At 39.3% G+C, this 14,765-nt stretch carries 16 protein-coding genes, 1 tRNA gene and 1 other RNA gene; 10 read left to right on the forward strand and 8 right to left on the reverse strand.

Annotated features, from left to right (window positions below; translation table 11 throughout):
• Positions 1-88 precede the first annotated feature (88 nt).
• Positions 89-1,243: a type IX secretion system outer membrane channel protein PorV gene (porV, locus tag Q4D72_RS06025; RefSeq protein WP_303076743.1), complete on the forward strand. Its 1,155-nt coding sequence runs from the start codon at positions 89-91 to the stop codon at positions 1,241-1,243.
• A gap of 158 nt (positions 1,244-1,401) precedes the next feature.
• Complete coding sequence (locus Q4D72_RS06030; protein ID WP_303076745.1) at positions 1,402-1,971, forward strand: hypothetical protein; 570 nt, start codon at positions 1,402-1,404, stop codon at positions 1,969-1,971.
• 37 nt (positions 1,972-2,008) lie between these two features.
• On the opposite strand, the gene Q4D72_RS06035 is transcribed toward Q4D72_RS06030, so the two are convergent.
• A complete protein-coding gene (locus Q4D72_RS06035) occupies positions 2,009-2,674 on the reverse strand; it encodes a uracil-DNA glycosylase (RefSeq protein ID WP_303076746.1) in 666 nt (221 codons plus the stop codon).
• A gap of 270 nt (positions 2,675-2,944) precedes the next feature.
• Here Q4D72_RS06035 and nhaA point away from each other — a divergent pair, with 270 nt between their 5' ends.
• From nhaA to Q4D72_RS06055, 4 genes are all read left to right on the forward strand, one after another.
• Positions 2,945-4,090: a Na+/H+ antiporter NhaA gene (gene nhaA, locus Q4D72_RS06040; protein ID WP_303076748.1), complete on the forward strand. Its 1,146-nt coding sequence runs from the start codon at positions 2,945-2,947 to the stop codon at positions 4,088-4,090.
• 182 nt (positions 4,091-4,272) lie between these two features.
• Positions 4,273-4,713 (forward strand): PepSY-like domain-containing protein, encoded by a 441-nt coding sequence (locus Q4D72_RS06045; RefSeq protein ID WP_303076750.1) that lies wholly within the window; start codon positions 4,273-4,275, stop codon positions 4,711-4,713.
• Between the two features lie 23 nt (positions 4,714-4,736).
• The gene (locus Q4D72_RS06050; RefSeq protein ID WP_303076751.1) at positions 4,737-5,186 is read left to right on the forward strand and encodes a PepSY-like domain-containing protein; all 450 of its coding nucleotides are present in this window, start codon (positions 4,737-4,739) and stop codon (positions 5,184-5,186) included.
• Between the two features lie 36 nt (positions 5,187-5,222).
• Positions 5,223-6,491: a PepSY-like domain-containing protein gene (locus Q4D72_RS06055; protein WP_303076753.1), complete on the forward strand. Its 1,269-nt coding sequence runs from the start codon at positions 5,223-5,225 to the stop codon at positions 6,489-6,491.
• A 46-nt stretch (positions 6,492-6,537) separates the two neighbouring features.
• On the opposite strand, the gene Q4D72_RS06060 is transcribed toward Q4D72_RS06055, so the two are convergent.
• Positions 6,538-7,725 (reverse strand): OFA family MFS transporter, encoded by a 1,188-nt coding sequence (locus tag Q4D72_RS06060; RefSeq protein WP_303076754.1) that lies wholly within the window; start codon positions 7,723-7,725, stop codon positions 6,538-6,540.
• A gap of 248 nt (positions 7,726-7,973) precedes the next feature.
• Between Q4D72_RS06060 and Q4D72_RS06065 the strand changes: the two genes are divergently transcribed.
• The gene (locus Q4D72_RS06065; protein ID WP_303076756.1) at positions 7,974-8,450 is read left to right on the forward strand and encodes an S-ribosylhomocysteine lyase; all 477 of its coding nucleotides are present in this window, start codon (positions 7,974-7,976) and stop codon (positions 8,448-8,450) included.
• A gap of 174 nt (positions 8,451-8,624) precedes the next feature.
• Here the strand turns inward: Q4D72_RS06065 and Q4D72_RS06070 are convergent.
• The 4 genes from Q4D72_RS06070 to Q4D72_RS06085 form a co-directional block, all read right to left on the reverse strand.
• Positions 8,625-8,695, reverse strand: a tRNA-Gln gene (locus Q4D72_RS06070).
• Positions 8,696-8,895: 200 nt separating this feature from the next.
• Positions 8,896-9,711 (reverse strand): 2,3,4,5-tetrahydropyridine-2,6-dicarboxylate N-succinyltransferase, encoded by an 816-nt coding sequence (locus tag Q4D72_RS06075; RefSeq protein WP_303076757.1) that lies wholly within the window; start codon positions 9,709-9,711, stop codon positions 8,896-8,898.
• A gap of 35 nt (positions 9,712-9,746) precedes the next feature.
• Positions 9,747-10,271, reverse strand: a complete 525-nt coding sequence (locus Q4D72_RS06080) for an adenine phosphoribosyltransferase (RefSeq protein ID WP_303076759.1) — start codon at positions 10,269-10,271, stop codon at positions 9,747-9,749.
• A gap of 83 nt (positions 10,272-10,354) precedes the next feature.
• On the reverse strand, positions 10,355-10,774 hold the full coding sequence (locus Q4D72_RS06085; protein WP_303076761.1) for a nucleoside-diphosphate kinase: 420 nt from the start codon (positions 10,772-10,774) through the stop codon (positions 10,355-10,357).
• A gap of 143 nt (positions 10,775-10,917) precedes the next feature.
• Here Q4D72_RS06085 and ffs point away from each other — a divergent pair.
• Positions 10,918-11,016, forward strand: an RNA gene (ffs, locus tag Q4D72_RS06090) — signal recognition particle sRNA small type.
• Between the two features lie 9 nt (positions 11,017-11,025).
• Here the strand turns inward: ffs and Q4D72_RS06095 are convergent.
• Together Q4D72_RS06095 and trmB are read right to left on the reverse strand one after the other, a co-directional pair.
• Entirely contained in the window at positions 11,026-11,766 is a 741-nt protein-coding gene (locus Q4D72_RS06095; RefSeq protein ID WP_303076762.1) for a TerB family tellurite resistance protein, read from the reverse strand.
• Between the two features lie 210 nt (positions 11,767-11,976).
• Positions 11,977-12,648 (reverse strand): tRNA (guanosine(46)-N7)-methyltransferase TrmB, encoded by a 672-nt coding sequence (gene trmB, locus Q4D72_RS06100; RefSeq protein ID WP_303076766.1) that lies wholly within the window; start codon positions 12,646-12,648, stop codon positions 11,977-11,979.
• Positions 12,649-12,877: 229 nt separating this feature from the next.
• Between trmB and tyrS the strand changes: the two genes are divergently transcribed.
• Positions 12,878-14,170 carry a tyrosine--tRNA ligase gene (tyrS, locus tag Q4D72_RS06105; RefSeq protein ID WP_303076763.1) on the forward strand — a complete coding sequence of 431 codons (1,293 nt, stop codon included), beginning with the start codon at positions 12,878-12,880 and terminating at the stop codon, positions 14,168-14,170.
• 13 nt (positions 14,171-14,183) lie between these two features.
• The gene (locus Q4D72_RS06110) at positions 14,184-14,615 is read left to right on the forward strand and encodes a hypothetical protein (protein ID WP_303076764.1); all 432 of its coding nucleotides are present in this window, start codon (positions 14,184-14,186) and stop codon (positions 14,613-14,615) included.
• Positions 14,616-14,765 lie beyond the last annotated feature (150 nt).

Raw genomic sequence — 14,765 nt, forward strand, 5'->3', positions numbered from 1 at the left:
CACAAGTCTTCCTTTTTTTGTTTTTGAAATAAATCTATTGTTTGTTTGATTTAATTTCCTACCTTTGCTCATCTTATAGCTTTTCCTGATGCGATTTTTACGAGTATTTGTCTTATTTCTCGGTTTTTACAACAGTGTTTTTTCACAAGAAGAACGCCCGTTGGCTACGGCTTTTCCATTTTTGCTGCTAAGCCCCGATGCGACGGCTTCGGGCAGGGGTGATACGGGTGTGGCATCAACGCCGGATGTGTTTTCCCAGTATTGGAATGCTTCAAAATATGTCTTTGCTCCTGAAAATTCGGGGGTTGCTCTTGGTTATACGCCTTATTTGAGCAAAGTGGTTCGCGATGTTTTTATCGGCAATTTATGTTATTACAAAAAAACGCACCGCAGTGCTTGGGCAGGCAGTTTTCGATATTTTAGCATTGGCGATGTGACACTCACGCAAGGGTTTAACAATGATTTTTATGTTTTAGGTAATTTTCGTCCGTCGGAATTTGCCTTCGACCTTTCGTATAGCTTAAAACTCAGCGAACACTATGCTATGGGTGTGGCAGCCCGATTTTTAAGTTCCAATTTGCGTCTGCCCACCGAAGAAAGTTATACGGCACGCGGTTTGGGGTTTGATATTTCGGGGTATTATCATTCGCCTAAGCATCTTATCGGAAATTACTTTGGTAGCTATCGATTTGGTTTTCAAGTTTCTAACATTGGTGGTAAAGTGCAATATGAAAATCACGGACACGCATTTTTTATTCCCACCAATTTGCGTTTAGGCATCAGTTACACCTTGCTACCCGACAGTTATAATCGCTTTGAATTACTACTGGAAATGAACAAGTTGCTAATTCCATCACCGCCAAAATATCATTATACCGACCATAACGGAAACGGAAAGCAGGATGCCGATGAACCACTTGAAATTGTGGCAGGTAAAAACCCAAATGTTGATTTTTTTCAGGGAATATTCCGGTCGTTCAGTGATGCTCCCAATGGTTTTTCGGAAGAGTGGCACGAAATTGCTTGGTCAGCAGGATTTGAATATGCTTTTGACGAGCGATTTTTCTTGCGAACGGGCTATTTCTATCAACATAAAAACAAAGGCGACCGTCAGTATTTAACCATAGGTACCGGGTTTAAAATCAAAACATTACAAGCTGATTTTTCATACCTGTTTTCAACAGCAAAAACGCACAATCCGTTGAGTTCTTCCCTGCGGATTTCATTGCAATACACCTTTTAGTATTTCCCTATTTTTTTAGTATATTATATGTTACTTCGAAAATTAGAAGTGAAAATTACGTAAGCATTGAGCAAAATTCTTAATGTTTTGCTAAAATGTTGCAGGATATAGTTTACTTCATTACCTTTGCCCCGAAAAATTAACACATTTATTTAGTGATGAAAACAAAGTTTTACACATTTATTGTAGCGCTGTTGGTAGCGCAAGTTGCGTTGGCACAAAATACACCTGTTATAGACACGTTGATGGCTACCCCGATGCAACCCGTGAAAACAGAAGCCGAATTAAAAGCTGAGAAAGAGCGACTTAAAGCGGAACAAAAGGCGCAAAAAGAGCAAGAAAAAGCATTGAAAGCTGAGGAAAAAGCGCGAAAAGCTGAGGAAAAAGCCAAAAAAGAAGCTCAAAAAGCCGAAGAAAAAGCAAAAAAGGCAGAGGCAAAAGCTAAAAAAGAAGCCGAAAGAGCACAAAAAGCGGCACAGAAAAACAAGCAAAACCTGATAAAAGCCAATCAGGAGGTGTCAAAAATTCAAACCAAAATCAAAAAGGTAGAGAATGAATTGGCGCGCGAGCAAAACAAGTACAACGTAAAGAAAGCCAAAGGCAGCCTCTCACCCAATGACGATGCCAAATACAAAGGCAAAATTTTAAAAAAAGAGCAAGAAATCAATAACTTAAACTTGAAACTGATAAAAGCACAGGGCAAAGTAAATAAGTATTCCGCTCAATAAAAAACGAAAGCTACTCCGGTTAGAGTAGCTTTTTTTATTACCAGTGAATTTGAGTTTTTCCAACAGAAGCCAAATAGGCATTTGCTTTGCTAAAATGTTTATTTCCAAACCAATAACCTCTATTAGCACTGAGCGGCGACGGATGCCCCGACGTTAAAACGCAATGTTTGGAAGTGTCAATTAAAGCCGTTTTCTTTTTGGCATATCCGCCCCAAAGCATAAAAACAACTTGATTGCCTTGTTGTGAAACGGCTCGTATGACCGAGTCGGTAAAGGTTTCCCAGCCTTTATTTTGGTGGCTTCCGGCTTGGTTGGCGCGCACCGTCAGGGTGGCATTTAAAAGCAAAACCCCTTGTGATGCCCATCGCTCCAAATTGCCGCTTGTTGGATAGGGAAGCCCCAAATCTTGCTGAATTTCTTTAAAAATATTGACAAGTGATGGCGGATGTTCTATTCCGTCTTGAACCGAAAAACATAATCCATTAGCTTGATTTACACCGTGATACGGGTCTTGCCCAATGATTACCACTTTTACGTTTTCAAACGGACAATGCTTAAAGGCAGCAAAAATTTGGCTTCCTTTTGGGTAACAAATCCCTTGCGCATATTCTTTTTTTACAAAAGCGACCAAATCCTTAAAATAGTCTTTTTCAAATTCAGAAGCCAAATGTGATTTCCAACTTGAATGTATGTTTACTTCCATTTGATGTATCTTTTTGGCAAAAATACTATTTTTACGATAAAAGAACAAAAAACAATGAGCAGGACTATTTTGCTAAAAAAACAATTTTCCAGGTGATTGTTAAAAGAAAATTTGTAAAAATCATTTTTTCTTTGTATTTTTGGAGCTTTTTGCAGGGCTTCTGTGCGGAAATCGTTTTATTTTAACAATTTCAAAAGATGAAACGATAACGTTCAAAATTTCAGCAATAAATTAACTATTAGTGTATTAAAAAAGATTAGACAAATAAATATGAAAGCGACAAAACTTTTTAAAGATTTTTTTGATAGTGAAAAAGCAGGGGGTATCGTCCTTATATGTTGCACCGTTTTGTCATTAATCGTGGCAAATTCGGCATTAGGTGAAAGTTACCACCATTTTTGGCAAACACAATTTCAAGGGCATAGCATTGAGCATTGGGTAAACGACGGGCTGATGGCGATTTTTTTCTTACTCATTGGTTTGGAGTTGGAGCGTGAAATTTACGTAGGCGAACTCTCAAATGTTAAAGATGCTCTTTTGCCTATTTTCGGGGCTTTGGGCGGTATGCTTTTTCCGGCGGGAATTTTTCTTTTATTCAATTACGGAACACCTACGCAATCGGGCGCCGGAATACCAATGGCAACCGATATTGCTTTTGCGCTGGGAGTGTTGGCGCTGCTCGGGAATCGCGTACCTACCTCGCTGAAAGTTTTCTTGACGGCTTTGGCTGTAATTGACGATTTGGGTGCCATTATCATCATTGCGGTTTTTTATACCAAAACGTTGTTCTGGACAAATTTATCTATTGCTTTGGGTATTTTTGCTTTCTTGCTGATTTTGAACCGATTGAAAGTGCGAAATCTCATTCCGTATTTAATCGGCGGAGTGGCGATGTGGTATTTTATGTTGCATTCGGGCGTGCACGCTACCATCACGGGAGTATTGTTGGCTTTTGCCATTCCGTTTGGTAACGGTGATGAAAAATCAACCTCGTATGTGCTGCAACATTTTTTGCACAAGCCGGTTGCATTTGTGATTTTACCCATTTTTGCTTTGGCAAACACAGCAATTGCGTTCAGCGGCGATATTACTCAAATACTAACCGAAAACAACAGTTTGGGTATTGCCTTGGGGCTGATTGTCGGGAAACCGTTGGGGATTTTTGCATTGGCTTTCTTGGCGGTAAGCCTTAAAATTTGTAAACTTCCGTCTGATTTAAATTGGAAATCGGTTTTGGGCGTGGGGCTTTTGGCCGGAATCGGGTTTACGATGTCCATTTTCATTACGTTACTTGCCTTTGATGATGCAACCATTATCAATAATTCAAAATTGGTAATTCTTATTTCATCATTAACTGCCGGAATATTAGGTTTTATCACCTTAAAGATGACTTTAAAAAACGAAAATGTAGAATAATTCCTGCGGATTTTTAGCAGTCCGTTTTTTGTAATGTTGCAAAAAAGCATCACCCGATTTTGAGGGTTTTCATTGCTTTTTTGCAACATTATTTATTTTTTTTCGATTTTATTTTGTTATTCCCATTTCTTTCCAAAATTGGATACTACTTTTGCACCTGTAAAATTATAAAAAGATAAACAATGAGAAAATTAACAAAAATCACAACTATTTTAATTGCCCTTTTCGGGTTTCAGTTTGTATCTGCACAAGAAAGAAACATCACTTTTGAACAGCTTCCGGCTCAGGCACAAACCTTTGTGAAAAAACATTTCGCTGCACAACGTGTGGTAACTGTTGTTGAAGATGCCAAGCCGTACTCAAAAGAATATGACGTGTATTTTGAAAACGGAACAAAAATTGAGTTCTATGCCAATGGTGATTGGGAAGAAGTAAAATCAAGAGCTGCCGAGGTTCCCGCAGGCATCGTTCCGGCTGCTATCTCTCAATATGTTAAGGCGCAATATCCTAATGCGTTCGTACAAGAAATTAAAAAGAAACATTACGGATACGAAATTGAAATTTCAAACGGATTGGATTTGGAGTTTGACAAAACCGGAAAGTTTTTACGTATTGATAATTAATAACATATCAAAATAATAAGATTATGAAAAAAATCATTCTTAATTTATTTCTTGCCCTTACCGCCGTTTCATTTTTGGCTTCGTGTAAGGATAAAGATACACCGACTGATGCAAGTGTTGCCAATGTTCCGAAAGTGGGACAAGAGTTTATCAAGCAATACTTTTCTGACCTTACCGTTTTACGCGTTGAAAAAGAAACCGGAGGAGGTCATAACATTCACTTTACCAACGGAGTAGAAGTTGATTTTGATGCCAACGGAAATTGGACGGAAGTAAGCGCCGGTGACAATCAAAAACTGACAAACACACGTTTTATTCCGGAGAAAATCAGAAATTATTTGGCGCAAATGTATCCTAACTATCCCATTCACGCCATCAAAAAAAATGCAGCCGGTTACCAAGTGGAACTGCTTAACTTTGGCGGGGAAGTTACCTTTGACCGCGATGGGAATTATCTTATCGTGAAAGACTAAATAAGAACGTTAAAACTTTTTTAAATATAACAAATTATGAGAAAACTCGTATTAAAATTAGCCGTCGTGGCTCTCGCAACATCGCTTATGGCGTTTTCGTGTAACAAAGAAAATGATGTAATTCAAAACAAAAACTTGCCTGAGGTGGCACAGTCATTTGTTAGTAAGTACTTCAAAGCGAACATTGTTAAAACCGAAATTGAGAGCAACGGAAGTTACTCTGTTGATTTATCAAACGGAGTGGAGATTGATTTCGATGCCAATGGAAATTGGACGAAAGTAGATGCTCGTGACAGAGATGCTTTGGTTGATAAGGCAACCTCAATGGATTTTATCCCTCAAAGTATTTTGACTCACGTGGCAAAAAACCATCCTAACAACCCCATCAACAGCATTGAAAAGACCAAAACCGGTTACGAAGTAGAGCTCGTGGGTGTGGAGGGCGACCTTCATTTTGATGTAAACGGACTGATTACCAATCCGCAAAATAACGGAAACGGAACCAATCCACCTGCCAACAATCCAAACCCGAACGTTCCGCAAGGCGTAGCTACGGCTGCTGATGCGTTTTTAAAAACCTATTTCCCTACCTTTAAAGTAGTTAAAGTGGAAGTAGAGCGTACCAAAGTGGAGTATGACTTGGACAATGGTACGGATGTTGATTTTGACCTAAACGGAAACTGGATTAACGTAGACGCACGTGATGGTCAAGCCCTAACAAATGTTGCTTTTATTCCGCAAAACATTGTTAATCACTTAAAAACAACTTATCCAAACAATGCCATTAACGGAATTGAAAAAACGGCTACCGGTTATGAAGTGGAGCTTGTAGGTGTGAAAAACGACATCCATTTTAATGCAAACGGAAATCCGAAAACAAACGGAACAGGGAACGGAAATACCGGCGGGAATACAGGTGGAAATACAAACACTGTTATCATAGGTGAAATTCCGCAAGGAGTAAAAACCAATGCCGAAAACTTTATAAAGACGTATTTCCCTAACGTTGCTATCACAAAAATCGAAGTGGAAAAAACCAAAGTGGAGTACAAATTGGCAAACGGCGTAGAGATTGATTTTGACCTAAACGGAAATTGGAAAGAAGTAGATGCCCCCGATAATCAAGCGCTTACGGCAACAGGGTTTATTCCTGAAAAAATCCGTACGTATTTAGCACAAATGTACCCTGATCGTCCGGTTAACGGAATCGAGAAAACAGCAACAGGTTATGAAGTTGAATTTTCAAATCTTTCATTTGAAGTTGCCTTTGATTTAAACGGAAATTATTCACACACAAAAGATTAATTTGATTAAACATTGTTATGATAACTGACGGAAAATCTTCCGTCAGTTATTTTTTTATAAGCATACTAAGCAGCAAAGCAACAACCGAAACGCCGAGCCCCAAGGCAAAAACGTAAGCGCCGGCTTCATTGCCAAAAGTATCTTTTAAAAATGCGGTGGTCAGCGTGCCGAGCAAACCGCCTACGCCCCAGCCAGTGAGCATTTTTCCGTACATTTCCGACATTTTTGCGCTTCCAAATTCATCTTTTACAAGTGATGGTAATATACCGAATCCACCGCCGTAACACAAAAGAACCACGCAAACCAATGCCGAAAATGCAATTGTATTTTTGGTGAAAATCAGCAGTAAAAAACAAAGGATTTCAAGAGCGATAAGCATTCTGAAAGCTTTCATTCGCCCTACCTTGTCTGAGAGTCCCGCCCATAAAAAGCGTCCGATGCCGTTAAAAAAAGCGCTTGCAGCGATGAGTGTTGCGCCCGCTTGTGTCAAGATTTCTGCCGTGAAAGTCCCTTCTTTTTGCATTAATTCTTGAAGCAGCGGCGATTGGAACGACAAAAAAATCATTCCTACAAGAATATTCAATGTGAAAACAAGCCAAATCAGCATTGTTTTGGAAGTTGAAACCGACACAATTTCCGATGATTTTTCGGCGCTAATCATTTGCTTCGGAAACTTCAAGAAAAAGCCTAAAAACGGAATTACCAGTCCAAAAACATAACCCGAATAGCGAAAACTCAGCGCCACATCGTTGTTTGTCAGTTCTAAAAAAAGAGGCGCTAAAATTTTTGACATCATAAAAGCACCCAGCCCGAAGCCCATTACCACCATTCCGGTGGCAACCCCTTGATTTTTAGTGAACCATCGGCTAACAACGGCAACAGGTGTTACGTAAGCAAGCCCCAACCCGCAACCACTCACTAAACCAAAACTTGCGTAAAACAACACTAAATTATTGTTATCCAGTGCATACGATGAAAGTACGTATCCCAACCCGAAAAGTAATCCTCCGGTGATGGTGAGTTTTTGTGCTCCGTAAGTTTCTAATTTTCGTCCTGCCCACGAGGCGGTAATTCCCAGTGCAAGAATGGTTAAGCTAAAAGCCATCGTGGTTTGAGTGTTGTTCCAGCCGGTGCGTTCCATTATTGGAACCTGAAAAAAGCTCCACGCATAAACCGTACCTAAAAACAAGTGAATAATCGTACCTATAAAAGCTGTTTTCCAAGAATTTGACATCGTTTTTATATTTTTCACAAAAATATGAAAAAAAGCACGTTGTTTTATGCTTTTTCGGTTATTTTTTTGATTTGTTTAACAAAAAGATTGCTTGTAGCTTTATTTTCAAACTAATCAATTGATTATTATTTGATTACAATGTAATTTCTCTTTTTGTTTTAGGCTGATGGAGCAAAATTATTTTTTCTATCGTATCTTTGCCGATGGTACGTATAAATAATTCACTAAAAATTAAACAGAACAAAACTATGGAGCGAATAGCCAGCTTTTGCATTGACCATTTAAAATTACAACGCGGAATTTACGTTTCCCGTAAGGATTATGTTGGAAATGAGGTATTAACCTCGTTTGACATTCGTATGAAATTGCCCTATCGCGAGCCTGTTTTAGGAGCTGCCGAAATTCATACTATTGAACATTTGGCTGCCACTTGGTTGCGTAATAGTGATTGGAAAGATAAAATAATCTACTGGGGACCAATGGGTTGCCAAACCGGAAATTATCTTATCCTTGCCGGTGATTACACCGCTGCCGATATTGTACTCCTCATCACTAAGTTATTTGAATATATGGCTGATTTTGAAGGCGAAATACCGGGAGCATCGGCTATGGAGTGTGGTAATTTTTATAATAATAACCTTCCGATGGCAAAATACGAAGCTAAAAAGTATCTGGAAGAAGTGCTTTACAACTTAACAGAAGAAAATTTGGTTTACCCAAAGTAGTAGCTCTACAAATTTAATTGATTGAATCCGTTTGTTTTAGTAATGAACGGATTTTTTTGTTAGCAACAAATTGAGAAAAAAATAAAACCCCAAATTATCAACGTAATTTGGAGTTTTTAAGAAAACCTATAACATATGCCCAAAAAAATCCTGACCTTGCATCAGAATCTTTTGTTGGCTCACAAGGACTCGAACCTTGAATAACAGAACCAAAATCTGCTGTGTTACCATTACACCATGAGCCATTGGTTATTTTTGCGGTGCAAAGATACGCCTTTTTTTAAAATCTGCAAATAAATTCGCTAAAAAAATGACGAAAATGTTTTCATTATTTTGTAACTGACATTTATTCAGTAAGTTATTTTTTTATGTTTGAATAAAAAATTATACGGATTCTACTGAAAAAAATAAAAGTGTAAGCTGAAAAACCTACACTTTTTGTTTTTTATACCGAAACGTTATATTCTCGCAACGCATCATTTAATGATGTTTTTTTATCGGTTGATTCTTTGCGTTTACCGATAATTAACGCACAAGGTACTTGATAATCGCCGGCAGGGAATTTTTTGGTGTAGCTTCCCGGAATAACCACCGAACGTTCAGGCACATATCCTTTGAGTTCCACGGGTTTTTCACCCGTAACATCAATGATTTTTGTCGAGGCGGTAAGCACCACGTTTGCCCCCAAAACGGCTTCTTTCCCTATGCGAACTCCTTCCACGACGATGCAACGCGAACCGATAAAAGCCCCGTCTTCCACAATCACGGGCGAAGCCTGCAAAGGTTCCAAAACACCGCCAATGCCCACACCGCCGCTCAAATGCACGTCTTTCCCGATTTGAGCACAACTGCCCACCGTAGCCCACGTATCCACCATCGTGCCTTCATCAACATACGCACCGATGTTTACGTAACTCGGCATTAAAATAACGCCTTTTGAGATGTAAGCCCCGTGGCGTGCCACCGCATTGGGTACAACACGAATTCCTTTGGATTGATAATCACGTTTCAACGGAATTTTATCGTGATATTCAAAAATTCCGGCTTCGAGTGTTTCCATTTTCTGAATCGGGAAATAAAGCACTACGGCTTTTTTCACCCACTCATTCACTTGCCAGCCCGAGTCGGTCGGCTCGGCAACCCGAAGTGAGCCACTATCCAGTAAATCAACTACTTGCCGAATGGTTTTTTGTGTATCTTCTTGTTGTAAAAGGTCCCGATTTTCCCAAGCGGCTTCTATTTTTTTGCGTAATTCTGTCATATTCAATAAATAACAAACGATTAATAATTCTTAAATTAATATTTTAAAATGCTGAAAATGTTGTGATTTCCTAATTTTTGAGTTCCGTTTAAAAACGTTAGTTCAATCAGAAAATTAAGCTGAATGATGTTTCCGCCGAGTTTTTCAACCAATTTTACAGCGGCTTCGGCAGTTCCTCCGGTGGCTAAAACGTCATCGTGAATCAGCACATTTTCACCTTTTTTGATGGCATCGGAATGGACTTCGAGCCGGTCTTGCCCGTACTCCAAATCGTATGTTTGTGCAAGCGTTTCAAACGGCAGTTTTCCGGGTTTACGAACTGGTACAAAGCCTGCATTCAATTTCTGGGCAAGCAAAGTTCCGAAGAAAAAACCACGACTTTCCATCCCCACCACTTTATCGATTTTGACGCCATTGAGTTGTGTTAAAAACAAATCCGTGGTGATTTTCATTGCGTGCGGGTCGGAAAGAATGGGCGTAATGTCTTTAAAAATAACACCTTCTTTTGGGAAGTTGTGTATGTCTCTGATTTTGTTTTTTAAATAGGTTATTTCTTCCATTAATATATTTATTTTCAAATAATTACCTTTGTCAAAATACTAGCATTCTGACAAAGGCAATTCGTTTTTAAAGTTTAATTTTTCTAAAAAACTTCTCTTCCTGCAAAGTGGAAATTGCTTTCAATTTCAGCGTTTTCGTCGCTGTCCGAACCGTGAACGGCATTTTCTTGGATTGACGTTGCGTATTTTTTCCGGATGGTGCCTTCGGCGGCTTCTGCCGGATTGGTAGCCCCGATAAGTTTTCTGAAATCGGCTACTGCATTTTCTTTTTCAAGAATGGCTGCCACGATAGGTCCGCGAGTCATAAACGTCACCAAATCATTGAAAAACGGACGTTCCTTGTGGATTTCGTAAAATTTTTCAGCATCACGGCGTGAAAGTTGCGTGAGTTTCATTGCTTTGATTTTAAATCCGGCTTGGGTAATTTGGTTTAAAATCCCGCCTATGTGTCCGTTTTCAACAGCATCGGGCTTAATCATTGTGAGTGTTCTGTTTGTTGCCATAAAATATTTATTTTTTTTGTAAAAAACTAAAAACCAACATCTTGGTGTGAATTTCCAACAAGATTATGATTTTGATTGTACAAATATAAACATTTTTTTTCAGAAAAAACTTGTTCGCTTAATAAAAGTGCGTATATTTGCACCGGCAAGTCCTACACGACCAGCTCCTACAAAATCCTCCAGGGTGGGAACACAGCAAAGGTATGTGGTTGTAGCGGTGCGATGTAGGTAGCTTGCCATTTTTTATTGGCTTAAAGTCCTCTTTCTTTGAGGATTTGCTCGTAGGCTTGTTGCACTTGTTTGAATTTTTCTTCGGCACCTTTTTTAATAGCATCATCTTGTGTAATCACTCGGTCAGGGTGATATTTTTTTGCCATTTCGCGATAGGCTTTTTTCACTTCGGCGTCGGTGGCATTTCGATTGATTTCCAGAATGGTATAAGCATCACGGATACTTTCGGTTTGATTGCGAATAAACATCGCTTTGATACTTTCAAAATCACTTTGTGTAACGGCAAAATAGCCTGCAATTTCCTGAATTTTACGCACTTCATCATCACTCACAACGCCGTCGGCTTGGGCAATTCCGAATAGGAAATGCAAAATTTGCAAGCGAGTAGCGTAAGGCGTTCTGGCTCTGAGGTATATACTGACTCTGGAAACGGAAATTTCGTGACCTTTGACAAGCTCATTAAACGTTCGGAAAACGGCATTGGCACGCTCTTTTCCGTACATTTCCACGAAACGCATACGTACAAAATCCAATTCGGATTGACTTACGCGTCCGTTTGCTTTTATCACTAATGTACAAAGTGACAGTAAATTAACCTCAAAATCGGCGGGACTTACGCTTTGCCTTTGAAATGATTCCCGAAAAGTAGAACCCGTTTGTTGAAAGGTTTTTCCTTTGAAAAGAAGCCCCACTAAAAAGCCGATAACAGCCCCCGGAAGCCTAAAAAATAAATAGCCTATTATTGCTAAAATCCACTGCATTTTGTTATTTTTTTTGCAAATGTACGTTATAAATCCTTCTTAACAGCAACTGTAAAAGAAAAGTTTTACGATTTGGTTTTGAGGTGTTTTCCTGTTTTTTGATAAATGAAAACTGAGCACTCACCTTGAAAATTGAAAGTTTTTTTGCTTTTGAATTTTTAAAAACTTTATAAAAATTAAGTTGCTGGTTATCAATAATTTAACCTTGTGTTAAAATCTAAAATTAATGTAGGTTATGGGTTTGTTTTGTTGCAGATAAAACTGTTCGTAAAACGTTTGTATTTGGGTTACTTCAGCAGGGACACCATCGCTGTTGTAAATATTGTGATTGGCATACAGTATGTTACACCCCAATCCGTGTAAAAGTCCGAGTGTGTAACCGTGCATAAATTCGCTGTCGGTTTTTAGATGCATTTGTCCGTCAGTAGTCAGAATATTTTTGTAACGATTTAAAAAATCGGCATTGGTAAGGCGGTGTTTGGTGCGTTTGTATTTTATCTGCGGGTCGGGGAAGGTAATCCAAATTTCACTGACTTCGCCTTGTGCAAAACAATATTCAATAAGCTCAATTTGAGTGCGTAAAAAAGCTACGTTGCTGATTTTTTCATCCAATGCAGTTTTTGCTCCCCGCCAAAATCGCGCACCTTTAATATCGATACCGATAAAGTTTTTATTCGGATATTTTTTTGCCAAACCGATGGAATATTCGCCTTTACCGCAGCCCAATTCCAACACGATAGGGTGATTGTTTTTGAAATACAATGCATTCCATTTTCCTTTTAGGGGAAATTGCCCTGTGAGGAGTTCTTCGCGCTTGGGTTGTAATACGTTGGCAAATGTTTCGTTTTCTTTAAATCGTTTGAGTTTATTTTTGCTTCCCACGTTCTTTTCTTTTGGGCGCAAAAGTACGCAATTTTAACAATTCTGAAAATCACACCTCGGCTTTTAGGTGTATTTTTTTGGTGAAACGCCTCACATTTTGACTTTCACTAAGAAAATATCGGGTTAAGATAATCCGTTCCTCCGTTAGAATGACTATCTTTGCACCCCCGCTTGTTATTTTTAATGCGGAACAGATAAATTAAAATAAGTTGATAACAAAAAAATACAAATGAAAAACTTCATACAAGAATTACAATGGCGTGGAATGATTCAGGATATAATGCCTGAAACCGAACAACATCTTTTAGAGAGCGTACGCTCGGCGTATGTGGGCATCGACCCAACAGCAGATTCGCTCCACATTGGGCATTTGGTGGGCGTGATGATGCTCAAACATTTTCAGAATTGCGGACACAAACCCTACGCTCTGGTGGGCGGTGCTACGGGAATGGTGGGCGACCCATCAGGGAAGTCTGCTGAGCGTAACTTACTGACCAACGAGGTTTTAGAACACAACATCAACGGAATTAAAAAGCAATTGGCAAAATTCCTTGATTTTGAAAGCGAGGCTGAAAACGCCGCTATTTTGGTCAATAATTACGATTGGATGAAGGATTTTTCCTTCCTTTCGTTTATTCGCGATATTGGGAAGCACATCACCGTGAATTATATGATGGCGAAAGATTCCGTAAAAAAACGCTTCGACCCGAAGGAAAACACCGAGGGAATGTCCTTCACGGAGTTTTCGTACCAATTGTTGCAAGGATACGACTTTTTGCATTTGTACCGTGAAAATGGTTTGACGCTCCAAATGGGCGGTTCTGACCAATGGGGTAACATCACCACGGGGACGGAACTCATTCGCCGTATCGCCGGTGGCAAGGCGTACGCGATGACTTGTCCGCTGATTACCAAGGCTGACGGCACCAAATTTGGTAAGTCCGAGGGTGGCAATATTTGGCTCGACCCAGAGAAAACTTCGCCGTACAAATTTTACCAATATTGGCTCAACACTTCCGATGCCGATGCCGAAAAATACATCAAAATCTTCACGATGCTCACCCAAGAGGAGGTTGCCGAGCTGACCAAACAGCACCACGAAGCACCGCATTTGAGGGCTTTGCAAAAGAAATTGGCGGAGGAAATCACCGTGATGGTACATTCGCGAGAGGAATACGAAAACGCCGTAAAGGCTTCGGAAATTCTGTTTGGAAATTCTACTTCCGAAAGTTTAAAATCACTTGATGAAAAGACCTTTTTGGATATTTTTGAAGGTGTTCCACAAAAGGAAATCGCCAAATCGGAGGTCATTGGAGCGAACATCGTGGAGCTTCTTTCCGAAAAGTCAGGCTTTTTAAAATCCAAAGGCGAGGCTCGTCGCGACCTGACCGCCAACGCCATTTCCGTAAATAAAGAAAAGGTTACCGAGGCATTCATTGCTTCCGAGAGTGATTTAATCGACGGAAAATTCATCTTACTGCAAAAAGGCAAGAAGAATTATTTTGTGATTGTGGTGAAATAATAAATGGATGATGATGGAAAATATATTTTTATTCAAAGATAACGATGATTTTAGCGTTGCTTTGTACAAAAGCTTGGAAGAAAAATGCAATTATGACTTAAGCGTGCTAAATCCCGTGCAGAAAAAACTTTTTTTGTGTATGTTATTGGAAAATTTTGGTCAAGCTGAAAGCATTTTGGCTTTTTTGCAGGAAAATTATCCGCAGTACAGCAATGAGGTTATTGATGCGCTTCGTGAGATAGGTGCCTCAAAATCAGCGGACATCATCGCGCAAGCCGTTGCGCTACTTCCCGCCGACGGAACTTGGTTTTTTGATGCTTCCGATGCGCATTCCGAAGCGATGATGGCTAAACTTGAAACCGATTTTTCAAATTACCCCGATGGTTTTCTTTCGGATTTATACCGTAAATATGCCGAAACTCACAAAAAAGAAGTGCTTCTTTAAAAGAAACCTCTTTTTGTAACAGAAATAAACCAATAACAACAACCTTTGGTAAAGTTTGGAACTTTGCCAAAGTTTTTTTTGATGTTTCAATCATAAAAAAAATCTCCTGAAAAACGTTTTTTCAGGAGATTTAGGTGTAAAATTTTGAAT

The sequence above is a fragment of the Capnocytophaga sp. genome (assembly GCF_030532915.1).
GTDB lineage: Bacteria > Bacteroidota > Bacteroidia > Flavobacteriales > Flavobacteriaceae > Capnocytophaga.

Bases quoted from the DNA above. Each gene is read 5' to 3' on its own strand.
- Q4D72_RS06075 (WP_303076757.1), bottom strand. From the start codon at position 9,711: ATGACAGAATTACGCAAAAAAATAGAAGCCGCTTGGGAAAATCGGGAC.
- Q4D72_RS06110 (WP_303076764.1), top strand. From the start codon at position 14,184: ATGGAAAATATATTTTTATTCAAAGATAACGATGATTTTAGCGTTGCT.
- Q4D72_RS06055 (WP_303076753.1), top strand. From the start codon at position 5,223: ATGAGAAAACTCGTATTAAAATTAGCCGTCGTGGCTCTCGCAACATCG.
- Q4D72_RS06095 (WP_303076762.1), bottom strand. From the start codon at position 11,766: ATGCAGTGGATTTTAGCAATAATAGGCTATTTATTTTTTAGGCTTCCG.
- Q4D72_RS06045 (WP_303076750.1), top strand. From the start codon at position 4,273: ATGAGAAAATTAACAAAAATCACAACTATTTTAATTGCCCTTTTCGGG.
- Q4D72_RS06030 (WP_303076745.1), top strand. From the start codon at position 1,402: ATGAAAACAAAGTTTTACACATTTATTGTAGCGCTGTTGGTAGCGCAA.
- Q4D72_RS06085 (WP_303076761.1), bottom strand. From the start codon at position 10,774: ATGGCAACAAACAGAACACTCACAATGATTAAGCCCGATGCTGTTGAA.
- Q4D72_RS06060 (WP_303076754.1), bottom strand. From the start codon at position 7,725: ATGTCAAATTCTTGGAAAACAGCTTTTATAGGTACGATTATTCACTTG.
- Q4D72_RS06065 (WP_303076756.1), top strand. From the start codon at position 7,974: ATGGAGCGAATAGCCAGCTTTTGCATTGACCATTTAAAATTACAACGC.
- Q4D72_RS06050 (WP_303076751.1), top strand. From the start codon at position 4,737: ATGAAAAAAATCATTCTTAATTTATTTCTTGCCCTTACCGCCGTTTCA.
- tyrS (WP_303076763.1), top strand. From the start codon at position 12,878: ATGAAAAACTTCATACAAGAATTACAATGGCGTGGAATGATTCAGGAT.
- nhaA (WP_303076748.1), top strand. From the start codon at position 2,945: ATGAAAGCGACAAAACTTTTTAAAGATTTTTTTGATAGTGAAAAAGCA.
- Q4D72_RS06080 (WP_303076759.1), bottom strand. From the start codon at position 10,271: ATGGAAGAAATAACCTATTTAAAAAACAAAATCAGAGACATACACAAC.
- porV (WP_303076743.1), top strand. From the start codon at position 89: ATGCGATTTTTACGAGTATTTGTCTTATTTCTCGGTTTTTACAACAGT.
- Q4D72_RS06035 (WP_303076746.1), bottom strand. From the start codon at position 2,674: ATGGAAGTAAACATACATTCAAGTTGGAAATCACATTTGGCTTCTGAA.